Below are 15,086 nucleotides of genomic sequence, written 5' to 3'. Positions count from 1 at the left end.
CCTGACGCCCTCGGTCCGCGGGAGCCCAGGGTCACGACCAGCGGCAGGATTCGCCACAATCCCGGATTGTCGGGCAAGTTACCGCAAATGCGCAGTCTCTCGAGAGCCCGTGTTCTTGCGGATCCTCATTGAATGTGTGTGCGACCGGACCTTTACACCGTGGATGTCATCGGTTCGAGCCCGGTAGGGCCCACATTCAGCAGACTTAGCCACCATCTGCCAGCACGATCCAGCGGGTGGAAGGCGACGTACGCGAGCACCTCGCCTGGCGCGTTCCGGGTTCGCACCGAGGGCTGAGCCGGAGATACCACCACCGCCCAGGCGCGTGCTGATCTCGTTACCCTTGGCATCCCGCAGGAGCGCGCCATACGCGAGTGCGATATCGTTCGTCGGGAATTACAGCATGCGCTCAACGCACCTGGGGCGTTCCTCAACGTTTGAACATGCGAGATAGCTAAAATTCCATCCTATTGGGGTAGACCGGGCATATACTGTCAGCGCGACCCTGGACCTTGGACGTAGGCGAATTTTCCGCGAGATTTCGAGGGGCGATCATGAAACGCATATTTCATCCTGGCGGTTCAGTAATAACTGGCAGCGATCTCGCTGATGCGGTCCTTCTATACGCGGAGGCGCTCTGCAACCGCCGGCAAGTGGATGTCGTCGATATCCCAGTGATGGGCGATAACGGAAGTCTGCTGCGGGCCCAGTTCCTGATCGGTTCGTCGAGCCAGCTGGTGAGCGTCACGGCCGACGGCCTGTCGCCGGAACTGGTTGAACCGGAGACCACCGATTTTCTGCACCGCAAAGCCCAGACCGGGGCCATGATCCCCGCCGCCTGGACCCGGGAAGAATCGGCTGCTGCGCAGTTCGACGAATTCGACTACTGAGCCTTTTCGTCGAACATGGAACGTCGGGTTGCTCCGTGTCCGACGAAGCTCCAGTGCCGGTCGCCCAGTAGGCTGAGCTAGTGTCATTCTCGCTAGCCGACTTTACTCGAGTCGCCCATACCCTGTGGCCCCTCGACGGTGCTGAAGACTGGGACCGGCCGGGACTGGTCAGCGGAAATCCGTTGAGGCCGGTGCGCCGCATCCACCTCGCGGTTGATGCCACGTCCCAAACCGTCGACGAGGCAATCCAGGCCAAGGCTGACGTGCTGCTGACTCACCATCCGCTGCTCTTGCACGGCGTCACAAGCGTCGCCGAAGATCGCTACAAGGGTGCGTTGCTCAGCCGGCTCATTCGTGCCGACTGCGCATTGCTGGCCGCGCATACGAACGCTGACGTTGTCGCAGACGGCGTGTCCGACATTATTGCCACGCACCTGAAGCTGGCTGATGTGATCCCCATTTCCGAGAGCGTTGCCCCCGGCACCGGCATTGGTCGCGTGGGACGTTTAACCCAGCCAACAACACTGGGACACCTTGCGCACACCATGCTGGCACTATTGCCGGCTACGGCGTCCGGCGTGCGTGTCGCGGGCGATTATGCCGCAGCGGTCACCACTATCGCGTTGTGTGGCGGCGCAGGCGATTCGTTACTGCGCCATCCCAGAGTAATCACAGCGGATGTCTACATCACCTCCGACCTGCGTCATCACCCTGCCTCCGAAGCTCGAGAGCAGGCGCTCTGCGCGGGCGGCCCCGCCCTGATGGACGTGTCGCATTGGGCCAGCGAATGGCTCTGGCTGGAACCAGCTGCCGTGCAGCTACGAGCTGCCCTCCCCGGGACCACTGTTACGGTGAGTGAGCTGAACACCGATCCCTGGGATTTCGCCGTTGTGCATTGACTCGTGCACTAACCTCCCAGTCTCCCTATTTTTTCGAACCACATCTCATTTTTAGCGTTAGGTCAGGACATCGTGAAGGCATCACCACTCCAGCAGAAGGAACTTCTGCGGCTTCAAGCCCTGGATATCAAGGTTCTTCAGATCAGGCACCAGTCAAAGTCGCTCGCGGCGCACGCCGAACTGGCCGCGCTCAATCGCGAAGCGGAAGCCAGCCGTATGAAGCTGCTCGGGCGAACGGGCGAACTAGACGACGTACGCACCGAACTGGGACGCATCGAGAGCGACGTCGAGGTTGTTGAGAAGCGCATTAGTCGCGACACCGACCGCCTTCAGCACACTTCGTCGGTCAAGGATATCCAGGCTCTCGACTCCGAAATCGCCTCGCTCAAAAAACGTCTGTTCGACCTCGAAGAGATCGAGATCGCCGTGTTGGAGCGTCAGGAAGAGCATGAAGCGGCCGTCGCCGTCGTAACACAGGAACGCGATGCCATCGCCGAGCGCGTGAGCGCGACCGAGTCCGCGCGCGACGAGGTGCTCCATGACCTCACGCGCCAGCTCGGCGAACTGACCCGCGACCGAGCCGCCGTGGCCGCCACCATTCCTGATGACCTCGCGACCCTCTACGAGCGGTTGCGTATCTCCGGCCACGGCAACGCCGCGGCGCTGCTCCGAGCCCGTACCTGCAGCGGCTGCACAATGACCATCACGGGGAGCGACCTCGCCGACGTTCGCCAGGCGCCCGCCGACGAGGTCATCTTCTGCCCCGACTGTGGTGCCGTGCTGGTACGCACCGAAGAGTCCGGAATCTAATAACGGTTCGCGGTGGGCCGCGCGCCCGGTAGACTCAATCTTCGGAATGGGTCGGCAAGACGGTCGCGTCATTTGTTGGATCTTCGGATCTCGCGGATGCCGAGGAACGTCCGGGCTCCACAGAGCAGGATGGTGGGTAACACCCACCCGGGGTAACCCGCGAGACAGTGCCACAGAAAGTAAACCGCCATTTGCGCCCCGCCTTCGGGTCGGGTGTGGTGGTAAGGGTGAAACGGTGGTGTAAGAGACCACCAGAGGCCAGGGTGACCTGGTCGGCTCGGTAAACCTCGTCCGGAGCAAGGTCAGACAGAAAGCGCTAAGGCTGCTCGCCGAGCTTTCGGGTAGACCGCTAGAGGACTGCGGCAACGTAGTCACGAGATAGATGGCCGTCGACGGTGTGTGAACACCTGGACAGAACCCGGCGTACTAGCCGGCCCATTCCACCCCATCGTGCGAAGAACCGGCGCCCGACCCGGGCGGGCCGCAGCGACGCGGACCTGCCCGGGTCGGGTAGCGCTGTCGGACTAGCCCGGAAAGCGGGCAGCCAAAGCCGCCGCACCCAGAATTCCGGCGTTGTTGCGGTGGACAGCGGGGATGATGCGCGTCTTCAGCTTGAGCAACGGCAGAAAGTTCCCATGGTGCTTGGAGACCCCACCTCCGACGATGAACAGGTCGGGGGAGAAGAGCCGTTCAAGCGTTGAGTAATACTTCTGCAAGCGTGCGGCCCACGTTTCCCAGCTGAGATCGTCACGTTCCTTGGCGGAGTAAGCCGCGCGCGTTTCGTAGTCATGCCCGTCGATCTGCAGGTGGCCCAGTTCCGTATTGGGCACCAGCACGCCGTCGTTCAACAGCGCTGAACCGATCCCGGTACCGAGCGTGGTCAACAGCACAACGCCAGCGACACCCTTGGCCGCACCAAACTGTGCTTCAGCGTAACCGGCAGCATCTGCGTCATTGACGAAGTGAATCGGCAGACCGAGGCCCTTTTCAAACAGGGCTTCAGCGGCAAGGCCAATCCACTTCGACGATACGTTCGCCGCTGACATGGTGTGACCGCTCTTGACGACGGCGGGAAAACACACGCCGACCGGAAGGTCGCCGACGCCTTTCGAGACGGTGGAGAGCAGGGTGCGAGTTGTCTCGACGATGTCCTGCGGGCGCCCCCCTTTGGGCGTGGGCAACTTCACTCGGTCGGTCAAAAGCTCACCGGTGGCCAGGTCGACCACCGCCCCCTTGATTCCCGTGCCGCCGATGTCGATTCCAATGGCCGTCGTTGCAGTCATGTGTTGATCCTCTGTCTATTCGAAAACCGGGTCAGGCTAAGGTCAGGATTTCAGCGCCGCGCTCGGTCACTACGAGTGTGTGTTCGAATTGAGCTGTCATGCTACGGTCGCGGGTGAGAACCGTCCAGTCATCGCTCCAGATGTCCCAGTCGCTGGTTCCCAGGGTGAGCATCGGCTCGATGGTGAAGACCATGCCGACCTCCATGACCGTGTCGAACTGCGGTGCGTCATAGTGCGGGATGATGAGGCCGGAGTGAAAGGCTTCGCCAACGCCGTGCCCCGTATAGTCGCGCACAACGCCGTAGTTGAACCGCTTGGCGTAGGACGCGATGGTGCGACCGATCACATTGACCTGGCGCCCAGGGGCAACGGCTTTGATGCCGCGCGCGAGCGCCTCCCTGGTTCGTTCGACCAATAGCGTCACCTCCTCGGTGGCTTCGCCCACAATGAATGTGACGTTGGTGTCGCCGTGCACGCCGTTCTTGTACGCCGTGATGTCAATGTTGACGATGTCACCATTGTCGAGCACCGTGTTATCGGGGATTCCATGGCAAATGACCTCATTCACCGAACTGCAGAGTGATTTGGGGTAGCCGCGGTAGCCCAGGGTCGAAGGGTAGGCATCGTTGGCAACCAGGTAGTCATGACCGATCTGGTCCAGTTGCTCGGTGGTGACGCCGGGAACGATGGCTCGACCGACAGCGGCAATCGCCTCAGCGGCGATGCGGCCGGAGTGACGAATAAGCTCGATCTTTTCGGTCGAATAGACGTCAGATCCGGTGAACGGGCTCGGCCCCTTCTTGCCCACGTACTCTGGACGAACGATGTGTGATGGGACGGAACGGGTCGATGACACCGTTCCCGGGATGAGGTGACCGATCGAATCCTTAGGCATAGGATCAAGCTTATGGCCGACGACAAAGAACACGCATTCTGGTACAACATGCGCACGGGCGAAGTGGAGCACGGTTTTCAGTCGCCATCGCTGGATCGGGTGGGGCCATTCGCTACCCGGGACGAGGCAGTTCATGCTCTGGAGAAACTGCGCGCCAACAGCGCCAAGTGGTCGGAAGACGACGCTCGGGACGCCCGCTAACCGTTGAGCGCGCGCTACTCGTAGCTGTGCTCCGTTGCCGGGTATGCCCCAGAGGCAACGTCAGCGGTGAACCGCTGCACAGCATCCGTCAGCACCGCTCGAACGTCGGCGTACTGACGCACGAACTTCGGTACTCGACCACTGGTCATGCCAGCAAAGTCCGTCCACACGAGCAGCTGCCCGTCAACGGATGGCCCCGCCCCGACCCCGATAGTCGGGATCGACAGTCGCTCCGTGACGAGGGCGGCGACGGACGCCGGTACCATCTCCAGGACAACGGCGAAGGCGCCGGCGTCCTGCACCGCGAGGGCGTCCGCGATGAGTGTCTCGGCGGCGTCTCCACGACCCTGAATGATATGGCCACCCAAGCCATGTTCGCTTTGCGGAGTGAATCCCACATGGCCCATGACGGGGATGCCAGCCGAGACGATGCGCCTGATCTGTTTATGGCTGCGCTGGCCGCCCTCGAGTTTCACCGCGTGCGCCTGGGCCTCTTTCATGAACCGCACGGCGGTCGAGAGAGCCTGATCCGCGCCGCTCTCGTACGAACCGAACGGCATATCGGCCACAACGAAGGCACGGGTCACTGCCCGAGCAACAGCACGGGTCAACGGAATGAGCTCGTCAACCGTGACGGGGAGAGTGGTCTCGTACCCGAAGACATTGTTGCCGGCTGAATCGCCCACCAGGAGAAAGTCGATTCCGGCCGCATCAAAAATTTGGGCAGTGAGCATGTCGTAGCTCGTCAGGCCCGTAATGGGGATTCCCTGGGCCTTCGCGTTCTGAAAGTGCCGCGTGCGTACCCGCTTGGGCCCGGAAACCGCGCCATAGGGGTGCTGCACGGCGGCATCGGCGCCCGCCGGATCGGGCTCTGGTGCTGTCAACTCTGGCATGCAACAAGTGTAGTCAGGCGAGCAATCATGCTCGGAGCCAGTAGCCTAGACAGCAGGTATTGAGGACGGTAGCTATTTAGGTGCGTCCCCGTTGGAGCAATCAGAAAGAGCGTGAATGGACAAGCAGCGCGACTTCGTTCTTCGGACCATCGAGGAGCGAGGAATCAAGTTCATTCGGCTTTGGTTCACCGACGTCGTCGGTACCCTCAAATCGGTGGCCATTGCACCCGCCGAGGTCGAGGGCGCGTTCAACGAAGGCCTCGGGTTCGACGGTTCCGCCATCGAGGGCCTCACCCGCTCCTTTGAAGCGGATGTCCTGGCTCACCCAGATCCCACCACGTTCCAGATTCTGCCCTGGCGCGGGGAAGTCGATCCCACCGCCCGCATGTTCTGCGACATCACCACACCCGACGGCCAGCCCGCCGTCGCCGACCCCCGCAACGTGCTCAAGCGCACCCTGGCCAAAGCGGCCGACCGTGGCTTCACGTTCTACACCCACCCCGAGGTGGAGTTCTACCTGCTCAAGTCGTCGAAGTACGGCAAGAACGGTCCGACTCCGGTCGACTCGGCCGGCTACTTCGATAATGTTCCCGGTGGAACCGCCCACGATTTCCGTCGCCGCTCGGTGCGCATGCTCGAAGACCTCGGAATTTCCGTTGAATTCAGTCACCACGAGGCGGGTCCCGGCCAGAACGAAATCGACCTGCGCTATGCCGACGCTCTGACGACCGCGGACAACATCATGACCTTCCGTACGGTGGTCAAGGAAGTCGCGATCGAGCAGGGCGTGTACGCGACGTTCATGCCCAAGCCCATGTCGGAGCATCCCGGATCGGGCATGCATACCCACATGTCGCTGTTCGAGGGTGACGCAAACGCGTTCTACGAGGCCGGTGCTCAATACCAGCTCTCCAAGATCGGCCGCCAGTTCATCGCGGGCCTGCTCAAGCACGCCCCCGAGATCACCGCGGTGACCAATCAATTCGTGAACTCGTACAAGCGGCTGTGGGGTGGCGATGAGGCTCCGAGCTTCGTTTGCTGGGGTCACAACAATCGCTCAGCGCTGGTGCGCGTACCGCTGTACAAGCCGAACAAGGGCCAGAGTGCCCGGGTTGAATATCGAGCGATCGACTCCGCGGCCAACCCTTACCTCGCCTACTCCCTCATGCTGGCCGCCGGCCTCAAGGGCATCGAGGAGGGCTACGAGTTGCCGCCGGAGGCCGAAGACAATGTGTGGAGCCTCAGCGACACCGAGCGTCGTGCGCTCGGATACACGCAGCTGCCGGCCAGCCTCGATCATGCTATTCAATTCATGGAGGAGTCCGAGCTCGTCGCGGAGACGCTGGGCGAACAGGTCTTCAACTATGTTCTGCTCAACAAGCGGCAGGAGTGGCGGGACTACCGGTCACAGGTCACCCCGTTCGAACTTCAAAAAAACCTGGAGATGCTCTAACTCGCCAGTGGTGTCGCTGATCGAAGGAATCGCCCGCGATGGAGCGTTTGCACTTGACCCTGACCGAACTCGTTCGGGTAGGTTTCGTTGACCTTGCCGACGTACGTGTTCGGCTCGACGAGATTGCCCAGCTCGGTGCGAGCAGCCCGCACCGAGCCACCGGTTCAGCTGACCGGTTGACCGATACTCGGGTATTGTTGCCGCTGCTCACGGCAACGGCAAGCCCGGATGCCGCGCTGATCGCGTTGGTCGCCCTGCTGCGGCAGGGTTCGCCTGAACTATTCGAACTGCTCCAGTCGCCGGCTGCGACCGGGCGGCTGTTGAAAGTCGTCGGAGCGTCCAGCGGAATCACCGAATTCTTCCTCCGGCATCCGGTGGAACTGACGGTTCTGGTCACGCCGTTGACGGTGCTGCCGAGCGTCGACGAGCTGGTCCGCGACCTGTTGGACTCTGTCGGCGCGACCGAGGGATTCTCCCGCCTGGTCGATGATGCAGCGTGGATCGCTCTCAGGGTGCGCTACCGTCGCCGCTTGGCGCAGCTCGCCGCCTTCGACCTCGAACTGGCCGACCCCGTTGCCGGGCTCGACGGCATCGCCCGTACCCTGTCCGATCTCGCCACGGCGGCGCTCGAAGCCGCATTAGCGGTTGCCCGCACCATGTGCAGCGGCGATACGGCCGGGCGCGCTGTCTTTGCTGCCGACCAGGTGCGCGCAACGCGCCTGGCCATTATCGGCATGGGCAAGGCCGGGGCGAGCGAGCTCAACTACGTGAGCGACGTCGACGTTATCTTCGTCGCGGACGGTGACGAATCAGCCGGTCTGGAAAGTTCTCGGGCTGTCGAGATCGCGACCCGTCTTGCCGTGCTCATCATGCGTGGCCTGGGCGAATCCGGCATCGAACCAGAGCTGTGGGAGGTCGACCCCAACCTGCGTCCGGAAGGCAAGAGTGGAGCCCTCGTACGCTCGATCGAATCCCATCTGGCTTACTATGACCGTTGGGCCAAGAGTTGGGAGTTTCAGGCGCTGCTCAAGGCCCGCACGCTGGCCGGTGACCGCGAACTCGGAGCCCGTTACATGGATGCGGTCACACCCAAGGTCTGGAGCAGCGCCGGCCGCGAGAATTTCGTCGAATCGGTCCAGCGTATGCGGGAGCGCGTCACAGACAATATCCCCGACGACGAGGTTGATATTCAGCTCAAGCTCGGTCCGGGCGGACTGCGCGATATCGAGTTCACGGTGCAGCTGCTTCAACTCGTTCATGGCCAGACCGACCCTGCCGTTCGACAGGCTGGCACCCTCCCGGCGCTGACCGCCCTGGCGACCGCCGGGTATGTGGGTCGAGCCGAAGCGACCGAGTTCGCTCAGGACTATCGCTCTCTGCGCCTGATGGAACATCGGCTGCAGCTGCAAAAACTCCGTCGTACCCACCTGGTGCCACGCGACGAGGCAAATCTGCGGGTGCTGGCCCGTTCGACCGGTCTGGCCACCAGCGCTGCCGGACTCACCGCCCGCTGGTCGGAGACGAAACAAAGGGTGCGCGGCCTGCACGAGCGCCTTTTCTACCGCCCCCTGCTATCGGCGGTGGCGTCGCTGCCGGCCGATGGGCTGAACCTGACCAGTGCACAGGCCGAGGCTCGTCTGGCGGCGATTGGCTTTGTGAACACCAAGGGCGCTCTGGCGCACATCGCCGCCCTCTCCGGCGGAGTATCCCGGCGCGCGGCGATTCAGCGGCACCTCCTCCCCGTCCTGCTGCAGTGGCTGTCGCAGGGGGCAGACCCGGACTACGGCTTCCTGGTCTTTCGGCGCCTGAGCGACAACCTCGGTTCGACCTATTGGTTCCTGCGCATGTTGCGTGACTCCTCGGGTGCGGCCGAGCGCCTCACCAGGGTGCTGTCCGGGAGTCGTTATATCGGCGAGCTGCTGGAGAAGATCCCTGAAGCGGTGGCGTGGCTCGAAGACGAAGCCGACTTGCAGCCTCGACCGCTCAGAGCGCTCCAAGACGAAACCCGAGCGGTCCTCGGCCGGCATGAAAGCTCGGATGCCGCCGCGACTATTCTGCGCGCGGCAAGGCGCCGTGAGATGCTGCGACTGGCATTCGCAGCCCTTCTGGGTCAGATCGATCTCGACCAGCTGGGCCAGGGCCTGACGGATGTCAATGCGACCTATATTCAGGGCGTCATCGCAGCTATACGTGGGGGAGACCGGATTGTTCGGGGTGGTCCTGATGGTTCTGATGACAGTACGTCGAGCGGCGACGGAATTGAATTCGGTGTGATCGGTATGGGGCGGTTCGGCGGTGCCGAGCTCGGTTTCGGTTCCGACGCCGACGTCATGTACGTATTCCGCGCTGGTAGTCTCGACGGCGAAGCGGCCAACGACCGTGCCCGGTATATCGTGCGCGAACTCAATCGGCTCACCGAAGACGGGCGTTTGCCGCTCGATCTGGACATCGGATTACGTCCGGAAGGCAGCAACGGGCCGGTCGTACGTTCACTCGACTCCTATCAGGCATACTATCGCCGTTGGTCACTCACCTGGGAAGCGCAAGCGCTCCTGCGCGGTCGCGGTGTGGCCGGCGATGGTGCGTTGCTACGAGACTTCGAGGCCGTGGCCGACGACGTGCGGTACCCCGCAGCCATTAGCGAGCAGGCTGTGCGGGAGGTTCGTCGCATCAAGGCTCGGGTCGAGAACGAGCGCCTCCCGCAGGGCGCCGACCCGAACCGGCACCTGAAATTGGGGCGTGGCTCGCTCAGTGACGTGGAATGGTTGGTTCAGCTGCTCCAGCTACAGCACGGCGCGGCGATTCCGGCGCTTCGCACGACGTCCACTCTGTCGGCATTGGAGGAAGCAGTCAGCGCCGCATTGATACCGGCAGCGGATGCGGCGGTGCTACGCAGCGCGTGGGTCTTTGCGTCCCGCGCTCGCTCGGCCATCACCCTCTGGACGAACCATACCTCGAATGTGTTGCCGACTGATCGCGCCGCCCTCGAGGGCATCGCCCGGGTTATGGAGTACCCGCCGGGGTCGGGTAACCAGCTGGAGGACGACTACCTCGCTGTGACCCGACGTTCTCGCGCCGTATTCGAGCGCCTGTTCTACGGCCCCGTCGAACGTCCCGGGCCGAACGCCGGTTGACGGTCAACACCAGGCTGTCCACCCAGTTCACTCAGCAATATAAAAGGGACCGCATCCAAAGATGCGGTCCCTTTCCAAGAGCCGGATGACCTAAGTGCGGTGCGGTTTAGACCCCGTAGTACAGCTCGAACTCGAACGGGTGCGGACGCTGGGCGAGCGGCTTGATCTCGTTTTCGCGCTTGTACTCGATCCAGGTTTCAATCAGTTCGGGAGTGAACACGTTTCCGGCGAGCAGAAAGTCGTGATCTGCTTCGAGGGCCTGCAGGGCTTCCTCGAGCGAGGCTGGAACCTGGGGAATGTTCTTGGCTTCCTCGGGCGGCAGCTCGTAGAGATCCTTGTCGACGGGCTCGTGCGGCTCAATACGGTTCTTGATGCCGTCGAGTCCAGCCATGAGCTGCGCGGCAAAGGCGAGATACGGGTTACCGGATGCATCGGGAGCGCGGAACTCGAGGCGCTTGGCCTTCGGGTTGGTTCCGGTGATCGGAATGCGGATCGACGCCGAGCGGTTGCCGGCCGAGTAGACCAGGTTGACCGGGGCCTCGAATCCGGGAACGAGCCGGTGGTAGGAGTTGACCGTAGGGTTCGTGAATGCGAGTACGGCCGGGGCGTGCTTGAGCAGGCCTCCGATGTACCAGCGAGCCACGTCGGAGAGTCCGCCATAGCCGGCCTCATCGTAGAACAACGGCTTGCCATCGGCCCACAGTGATTGGTGCGTGTGCATACCGGAGCCGTTGTCGCCGAACAGCGGCTTGGGCATGAACGTTGCGGTCTTGCCCCAGTCGTGTGCCGTGTTCTTGACGATGTACTTGAATTTCAGCAGGTCATCGGCGGCGTGAACCATCGTGTCGAATCTGTAGTTGATCTCGCCCTGGCCGCCGGTGCCCACCTCGTGGTGGCTGCGTTCGAGGATGAGGCCCGCCTCGATCAACTTCAGGCAGATATCGTCGCGCATATCGACGTGCTGGTCGACCGGGCTGACCGGAAAGTACCCGCCCTTGAACGGTGTCTTGTTGGCGAGGTTTCCGCCTTCTTCTTTCTTTCCGGAATTCCAGGCGCCTTCGCCCGAGTCAACGGAGTAAAAACTCGTGTGCTGGTTCACTTCGTAGCGCACATCGTCGAAGATGTAGAACTCCGCTTCGGAACCGAAAAACGCAGTGTCGCCAATGCCCGTGGAGGCGAGGTATTTCTCGGCCTTCTTAGCTACCTGGCGCGGGTCCTTGGAGTAGATTTCACCGTTACGCGGGTTGTAGATGTCGAAGAGCATGATGAGCGTCTTCTCGGTGCGGAACGGGTCCAGGTACGCGGTCGACACGTCGGGAATGAGCTGCATGTCCGATTCGTGGATCGACGCGAAACCGCGGATGGATGAACCATCGAACATTTGGCCAACGGTGAAGAACTCTTCATCGACCGTGGATGCCGGAATGTTGAAGTGCTGCTGCACACCGGGAAGATCGGTGAAACGGATGTCGAGAAACTTGACGTCATTTTCTTTGATGAATTTGAGCACTTCGGACGAATCGCGGAACATGCGGACTAACTCCAGACGACGGGGGCGTAGAAACGGCCGAATCGGACACATCGGCTCCCCTGAGATTAGTATCGCCGCGTTACTTCTCCGTGACGCTTATGTTTCACCCATGTTACAGGGACGGCCTCTCGGTAGACTCATCGGGTGCCAGACTCCAGCTCCCGCCCGAATACTTTTGGTCAGCTTCCGCCCAGTAAATGGCCGGGGGAGCGGCTCGGATTACCGCGGGTCGGGCCCAGTTCTGTTGGCCGCCCGTGGCGACGGCTGTTCGGCTTCGCCATTGACTGGGCGATCGCCATCGGCGTTTCGAGGATCTTCTTCAACTACGACCCGGCCGCGAACCTGATCATCTTCGTCGTTTTGCAGATCGTTTTTATTCCCACGATCGGTGCCAGTGTCGGGCATCGTCTGGTGGGACTACGGATCATCTCCATCCACGGCGGATGGGTTGGACTGTGGCGTCCCGTTGTGCGATCGGTACTCCTCGCACTGGCGATCCCCGCCCTCGTCTGGGATTCGGACCAGCGTGGCTTCCATGACAAGGTCGCGGGAACGGTGCTCATCCGCCGGTAACCCGGCAGGACGACGAAGGGCCAGATGCTGTTGCATCTGGCCCTTCGCTTGATCTGTGTCGGATTAGCCGCGTTGCGGACGGGCTTTCATCGGGTCGACACCCTTGGGGATAGGCAATTTCGTACCCATGGAGTTCAGACGGTTATTGACGGCGAGAACCTCGGCCTTGGTCAGAACGGGCTTGATCCGAGTCAGACGACGAGCGAGCTTGTGCAGCGGCACGGCATCCTCGTCGGGGCCAACGGAGATCACGGTTACGCCCACATTTCCGCCAATGCGCACGATCTTGCGCTTTTCTTCATCGAGCATGCGGGCAGTTCGAGTTTTCGGACCCTCACTGATCAACACGACACCGCCGCGGCCGACGGCGCGATAAACCGCATCCTGCGTCTTACCGTTGACGGCTACCGGCATCTCGCTGCCGACCCACCCCCGCTTCAGTGAGCTCCGCAACACGGCCCCAACGGCGCCGGGCTGTCCCTCAATCTGCGAATACGCAGCCTTCTCCGCGCGTCGGCCGAGAATGATCAGCATCGCCAGAATGCCGGCAAGCACACCGGCAATGATCCACAGCACCATCGTGAAGACGTTGCTGCCGGGAATCAACAGGGCCAAGGCCAGGCTGATCAGAACGGGTATGAGGAAGGCCAAAACCAGAATCCAAACGATGTTCGAGTCGTAGCGCCTCGTCATCTGGAAAACCTGCCACATTTGCTTCAAGCGGCCGGGCTGTTTTGGTTTTTTGGGGGTCTTTTCCTTGCTGCGTGCCATGGGTATAAGACTACCCAGTCACTCGAATGCCGCATGACCGCATTCGGTCACGACACGGCTTGGGCGAACCCGAGCTGAGCATCCGCCAGCTGGCGCAGTTCGGCGGGGATCTCGCGACCGGTCGCGACCATGGACTGGGCCCATAGTCGACCGGCGCGATAAGAAGAGCGCACGAGCGGCCCCGAGAGCACGCCGAGAAAGCCGATCTCTTTGGCTTCCTCGTTGAGCTCGACGAACTCCTCTGGGCGTACCCAGCGAGCGACCGGCAGATGCCGGGCGCTCGGGCGCAGGTACTGCGTAATGGTGATGATGTCGGTACCGGCCTCATGCAGGTCGTGGAGCGCCTGGGTGATTTCAGCTCGTTCCTCTCCCATACCGAGGATGAGGTTGGATTTTGTGATCAGGCCGGCGTTGCGTCCCTGCGTGAGCACGTCGAGCGACCGGTCATACCGAAACGCCGGGCGGATTCGCTTGAAGATGCGTGGCACGGTTTCCACGTTGTGGGCGAAGACCTCGGGTTTGGCATCGAACACCTGAGCGAGGTGTTCCGGATTGCCGGAGAAGTCCGGCACGAGAATCTCAACACCGGTGCCAGGGCTCTGCTGGTGAATCTGTCGAATCGTCTCGGCGTAGAGCCAGGCCCCCTCATCGGGCAGATCGTCGCGGGCAACGCCGGTCACGGTGGCATAACGCAGGTTCATCGTGACAACGGATTCGCCGACGCGGCGCGGTTCGTCGACGTCGTAGTCGGCCGGTTTTCCCGTATCGATCTGGCAGAAATCACACCGTCTGGTGCATTGTGAGCCACCGATCAAAAAGGTCGCTTCCCGGTCTTCCCAACACTCAAAGATGTTCGGGCATCCAGCTTCCTGGCACACGGTATGCAAATTCTCGCTCTTGACCAAGCTTTGCAGTTTCTGATACTCCGGCCCCATTTTGGCGACCGTCTTGATCCAAGAAGGCTTGCGTTCTATTGGTGTCTCCGCGTTGCGAATTTCCAATCGCAACAATTTGCGGCCTTCGGGTACTGCGCTCATGCGTTAGTCCTGACGTTGTCGAGGCTGGCGGAGGTCTTTTGGGCTGGGTTCACACTTGCCGAACGTCGGAATGCGGCCGTGATGGGGTCAATCAACGCGCCCGGGTCGACCGTGCGTCCCAGCACTTGCGACATCGTGGTCACACCGGCATCGCGAATGCCACAGGCGATGATGCGCGAGTAGGCTTCCAGTGAGTTGCTGCAGTTGAGTGCGAAACCGTGCATTGTGACACCCTGGGCGACGCGAATACCGATGGCAGCGATCTTGTCTTCATGGCCAGCCTCGCCGACCCAAACGCCCGAGCGTCCGGCCACTCGCACGGCGTCGATGCCGAACTCGATCAGAACCTCGATCAGTATGGCTTCGAGGGACCGAACATAGCCGACGACGTCGACGGGTTCGTGCAAGTGCACAATGGGATACCCGACCAGTTGGCCAGGTCCGTGCCAGGTAATCTTGCCACCCCGGTCGACGTCGATCACCGGCGTATCGTCGTCGGGGCGTTCCTCAGGAAGCGTGCGTTTTCCGGCCGTATACACGGCGGGATGCTCCAGTAGGAGGACGGTGTCTGGTCGCTCACGGGCGACGACAGAACGATGGACTGCGCGTTGGAGCTCAAGGCCCTCAACATACGGCACGGAGTTGGCGCTTAGCCCCGCGACGACAAAGTCGAGCATTTGCCCAGTCTAGGGGTGCAGTCGCAAATCTGCGTGCAA

14 protein-coding genes and 1 other RNA gene are annotated in these 15,086 nt (G+C 61.8%); 8 read left to right on the top strand and 7 right to left on the bottom strand.

Annotated features, from left to right (window positions below):
• Nucleotides 1-554: 554 nt before the first annotated feature.
• The 4 genes from E3T27_RS09770 to rnpB all read left to right on the top strand — a co-directional run bounded on the left by E3T27_RS09770 (nucleotide 555) and on the right by rnpB (nucleotide 3,041).
• A complete protein-coding gene (locus E3T27_RS09770; RefSeq protein ID WP_104198084.1) occupies nucleotides 555-890 on the top strand; it encodes a hypothetical protein in 336 nt (111 codons plus the stop codon).
• An 80-nt stretch (nucleotides 891-970) separates the two neighbouring features.
• On the top strand, nucleotides 971-1,789 hold the full coding sequence (locus E3T27_RS09765; RefSeq protein ID WP_134572407.1) for a Nif3-like dinuclear metal center hexameric protein: 819 nt from the start codon (nucleotides 971-973) through the stop codon (nucleotides 1,787-1,789).
• Between the two features lie 72 nt (nucleotides 1,790-1,861).
• Nucleotides 1,862-2,599, top strand: a complete 738-nt coding sequence (locus E3T27_RS09760; RefSeq protein ID WP_134572405.1) for a zinc ribbon domain-containing protein — start codon at nucleotides 1,862-1,864, stop codon at nucleotides 2,597-2,599.
• A gap of 47 nt (nucleotides 2,600-2,646) precedes the next feature.
• Nucleotides 2,647-3,041, top strand: an RNA gene (gene rnpB / locus E3T27_RS09755) — RNase P RNA component class A.
• An 82-nt stretch (nucleotides 3,042-3,123) separates the two neighbouring features.
• Here rnpB and ppgK read toward each other — a convergent pair.
• On the bottom strand, nucleotides 3,124-3,882 hold the full coding sequence (gene ppgK, locus E3T27_RS09750) for a polyphosphate--glucose phosphotransferase (RefSeq protein WP_134572403.1): 759 nt from the start codon (nucleotides 3,880-3,882) through the stop codon (nucleotides 3,124-3,126).
• 31 nt (nucleotides 3,883-3,913) lie between these two features.
• On the bottom strand, nucleotides 3,914-4,777 hold the full coding sequence (gene map / locus E3T27_RS09745) for a type I methionyl aminopeptidase (protein ID WP_104198080.1): 864 nt from the start codon (nucleotides 4,775-4,777) through the stop codon (nucleotides 3,914-3,916).
• Between the two features lie 12 nt (nucleotides 4,778-4,789).
• On the opposite strand from map, the gene E3T27_RS09740 reads away from it, so the two are divergent.
• Nucleotides 4,790-4,978: an SPOR domain-containing protein gene (locus tag E3T27_RS09740; RefSeq protein WP_134548246.1), complete on the top strand. Its 189-nt coding sequence runs from the start codon at nucleotides 4,790-4,792 to the stop codon at nucleotides 4,976-4,978.
• 14 nt (nucleotides 4,979-4,992) lie between these two features.
• On the opposite strand, the gene panB is transcribed toward E3T27_RS09740, so the two are convergent.
• The gene (panB, locus tag E3T27_RS09735; RefSeq protein ID WP_134572401.1) at nucleotides 4,993-5,871 is read right to left on the bottom strand and encodes a 3-methyl-2-oxobutanoate hydroxymethyltransferase; all 879 of its coding nucleotides are present in this window, start codon (nucleotides 5,869-5,871) and stop codon (nucleotides 4,993-4,995) included.
• Between the two features lie 115 nt (nucleotides 5,872-5,986).
• Here panB and E3T27_RS09730 point away from each other — a divergent pair, with 115 nt between their 5' ends.
• Both E3T27_RS09730 and E3T27_RS09725 read left to right on the top strand, forming a co-directional pair.
• Nucleotides 5,987-7,324, top strand: coding sequence for a glutamine synthetase family protein (locus tag E3T27_RS09730; protein WP_104198077.1), 1,338 nt, complete (start codon nucleotides 5,987-5,989; stop codon nucleotides 7,322-7,324).
• 38 nt (nucleotides 7,325-7,362) lie between these two features.
• Complete coding sequence (locus E3T27_RS09725; RefSeq protein ID WP_134572399.1) at nucleotides 7,363-10,458, top strand: bifunctional [glutamine synthetase] adenylyltransferase/[glutamine synthetase]-adenylyl-L-tyrosine phosphorylase; 3,096 nt, start codon at nucleotides 7,363-7,365, stop codon at nucleotides 10,456-10,458.
• Between the two features lie 106 nt (nucleotides 10,459-10,564).
• On the opposite strand, the gene glnA is transcribed toward E3T27_RS09725, so the two are convergent.
• Nucleotides 10,565-11,989 carry a type I glutamate--ammonia ligase gene (gene glnA, locus E3T27_RS09720; protein ID WP_104198075.1) on the bottom strand — a complete coding sequence of 475 codons (1,425 nt, stop codon included), beginning with the start codon at nucleotides 11,987-11,989 and terminating at the stop codon, nucleotides 10,565-10,567.
• A 144-nt stretch (nucleotides 11,990-12,133) separates the two neighbouring features.
• Between glnA and E3T27_RS09715 the strand changes: the two genes are divergently transcribed.
• On the top strand, nucleotides 12,134-12,562 hold the full coding sequence (locus tag E3T27_RS09715) for an RDD family protein (protein WP_134572397.1): 429 nt from the start codon (nucleotides 12,134-12,136) through the stop codon (nucleotides 12,560-12,562).
• Between the two features lie 63 nt (nucleotides 12,563-12,625).
• Here the strand turns inward: E3T27_RS09715 and E3T27_RS09710 are convergent, their stop codons facing one another.
• The 3 genes from E3T27_RS09710 to lipB are packed head-to-tail and all read right to left on the bottom strand — an operon-like array spanning nucleotide 12,626 to nucleotide 15,047.
• A complete protein-coding gene (locus tag E3T27_RS09710) occupies nucleotides 12,626-13,333 on the bottom strand; it encodes a DUF4191 domain-containing protein (RefSeq protein ID WP_104198073.1) in 708 nt (235 codons plus the stop codon).
• 47 nt (nucleotides 13,334-13,380) lie between these two features.
• Nucleotides 13,381-14,370, bottom strand: coding sequence for a lipoyl synthase (gene lipA / locus E3T27_RS09705; protein ID WP_104129183.1), 990 nt, complete (start codon nucleotides 14,368-14,370; stop codon nucleotides 13,381-13,383).
• On the bottom strand, nucleotides 14,367-15,047 hold the full coding sequence (gene lipB, locus E3T27_RS09700; protein ID WP_134572395.1) for a lipoyl(octanoyl) transferase LipB: 681 nt from the start codon (nucleotides 15,045-15,047) through the stop codon (nucleotides 14,367-14,369). The genes lipA and lipB overlap by 4 nt, the downstream gene beginning before the upstream one ends.
• Nucleotides 15,048-15,086: the final 39 nt, after the last annotated feature.

It is taken from the genome of Cryobacterium lyxosi (genome assembly GCF_004403345.1).
GTDB lineage: Bacteria > Actinomycetota > Actinomycetes > Actinomycetales > Microbacteriaceae > Cryobacterium > Cryobacterium lyxosi.
This window is presented reverse-complemented; position numbering and strand designations above follow the sequence as displayed.

Excerpts from the sequence above, each read along its gene's own strand:
- E3T27_RS09770 (WP_104198084.1), top strand. The coding sequence starts at position 555 with ATGAAACGCATATTTCATCCTGGCGGTTCAGTAATAACTGGCAGCGAT.
- ppgK (WP_134572403.1), bottom strand. The coding sequence starts at position 3,882 with ATGACTGCAACGACGGCCATTGGAATCGACATCGGCGGCACGGGAATC.
- map (WP_104198080.1), bottom strand. The coding sequence starts at position 4,777 with ATGCCTAAGGATTCGATCGGTCACCTCATCCCGGGAACGGTGTCATCG.
- E3T27_RS09740 (WP_134548246.1), top strand. The coding sequence starts at position 4,790 with ATGGCCGACGACAAAGAACACGCATTCTGGTACAACATGCGCACGGGC.
- panB (WP_134572401.1), bottom strand. The coding sequence starts at position 5,871 with ATGCCAGAGTTGACAGCACCAGAGCCCGATCCGGCGGGCGCCGATGCC.
- E3T27_RS09730 (WP_104198077.1), top strand. The coding sequence starts at position 5,987 with ATGGACAAGCAGCGCGACTTCGTTCTTCGGACCATCGAGGAGCGAGGA.
- E3T27_RS09725 (WP_134572399.1), top strand. The coding sequence starts at position 7,363 with ATGGAGCGTTTGCACTTGACCCTGACCGAACTCGTTCGGGTAGGTTTC.
- glnA (WP_104198075.1), bottom strand. The coding sequence starts at position 11,989 with ATGTTCCGCGATTCGTCCGAAGTGCTCAAATTCATCAAAGAAAATGAC.
- E3T27_RS09710 (WP_104198073.1), bottom strand. The coding sequence starts at position 13,333 with ATGGCACGCAGCAAGGAAAAGACCCCCAAAAAACCAAAACAGCCCGGC.
- lipA (WP_104129183.1), bottom strand. The coding sequence starts at position 14,370 with ATGAGCGCAGTACCCGAAGGCCGCAAATTGTTGCGATTGGAAATTCGC.
- lipB (WP_134572395.1), bottom strand. The coding sequence starts at position 15,047 with ATGCTCGACTTTGTCGTCGCGGGGCTAAGCGCCAACTCCGTGCCGTAT.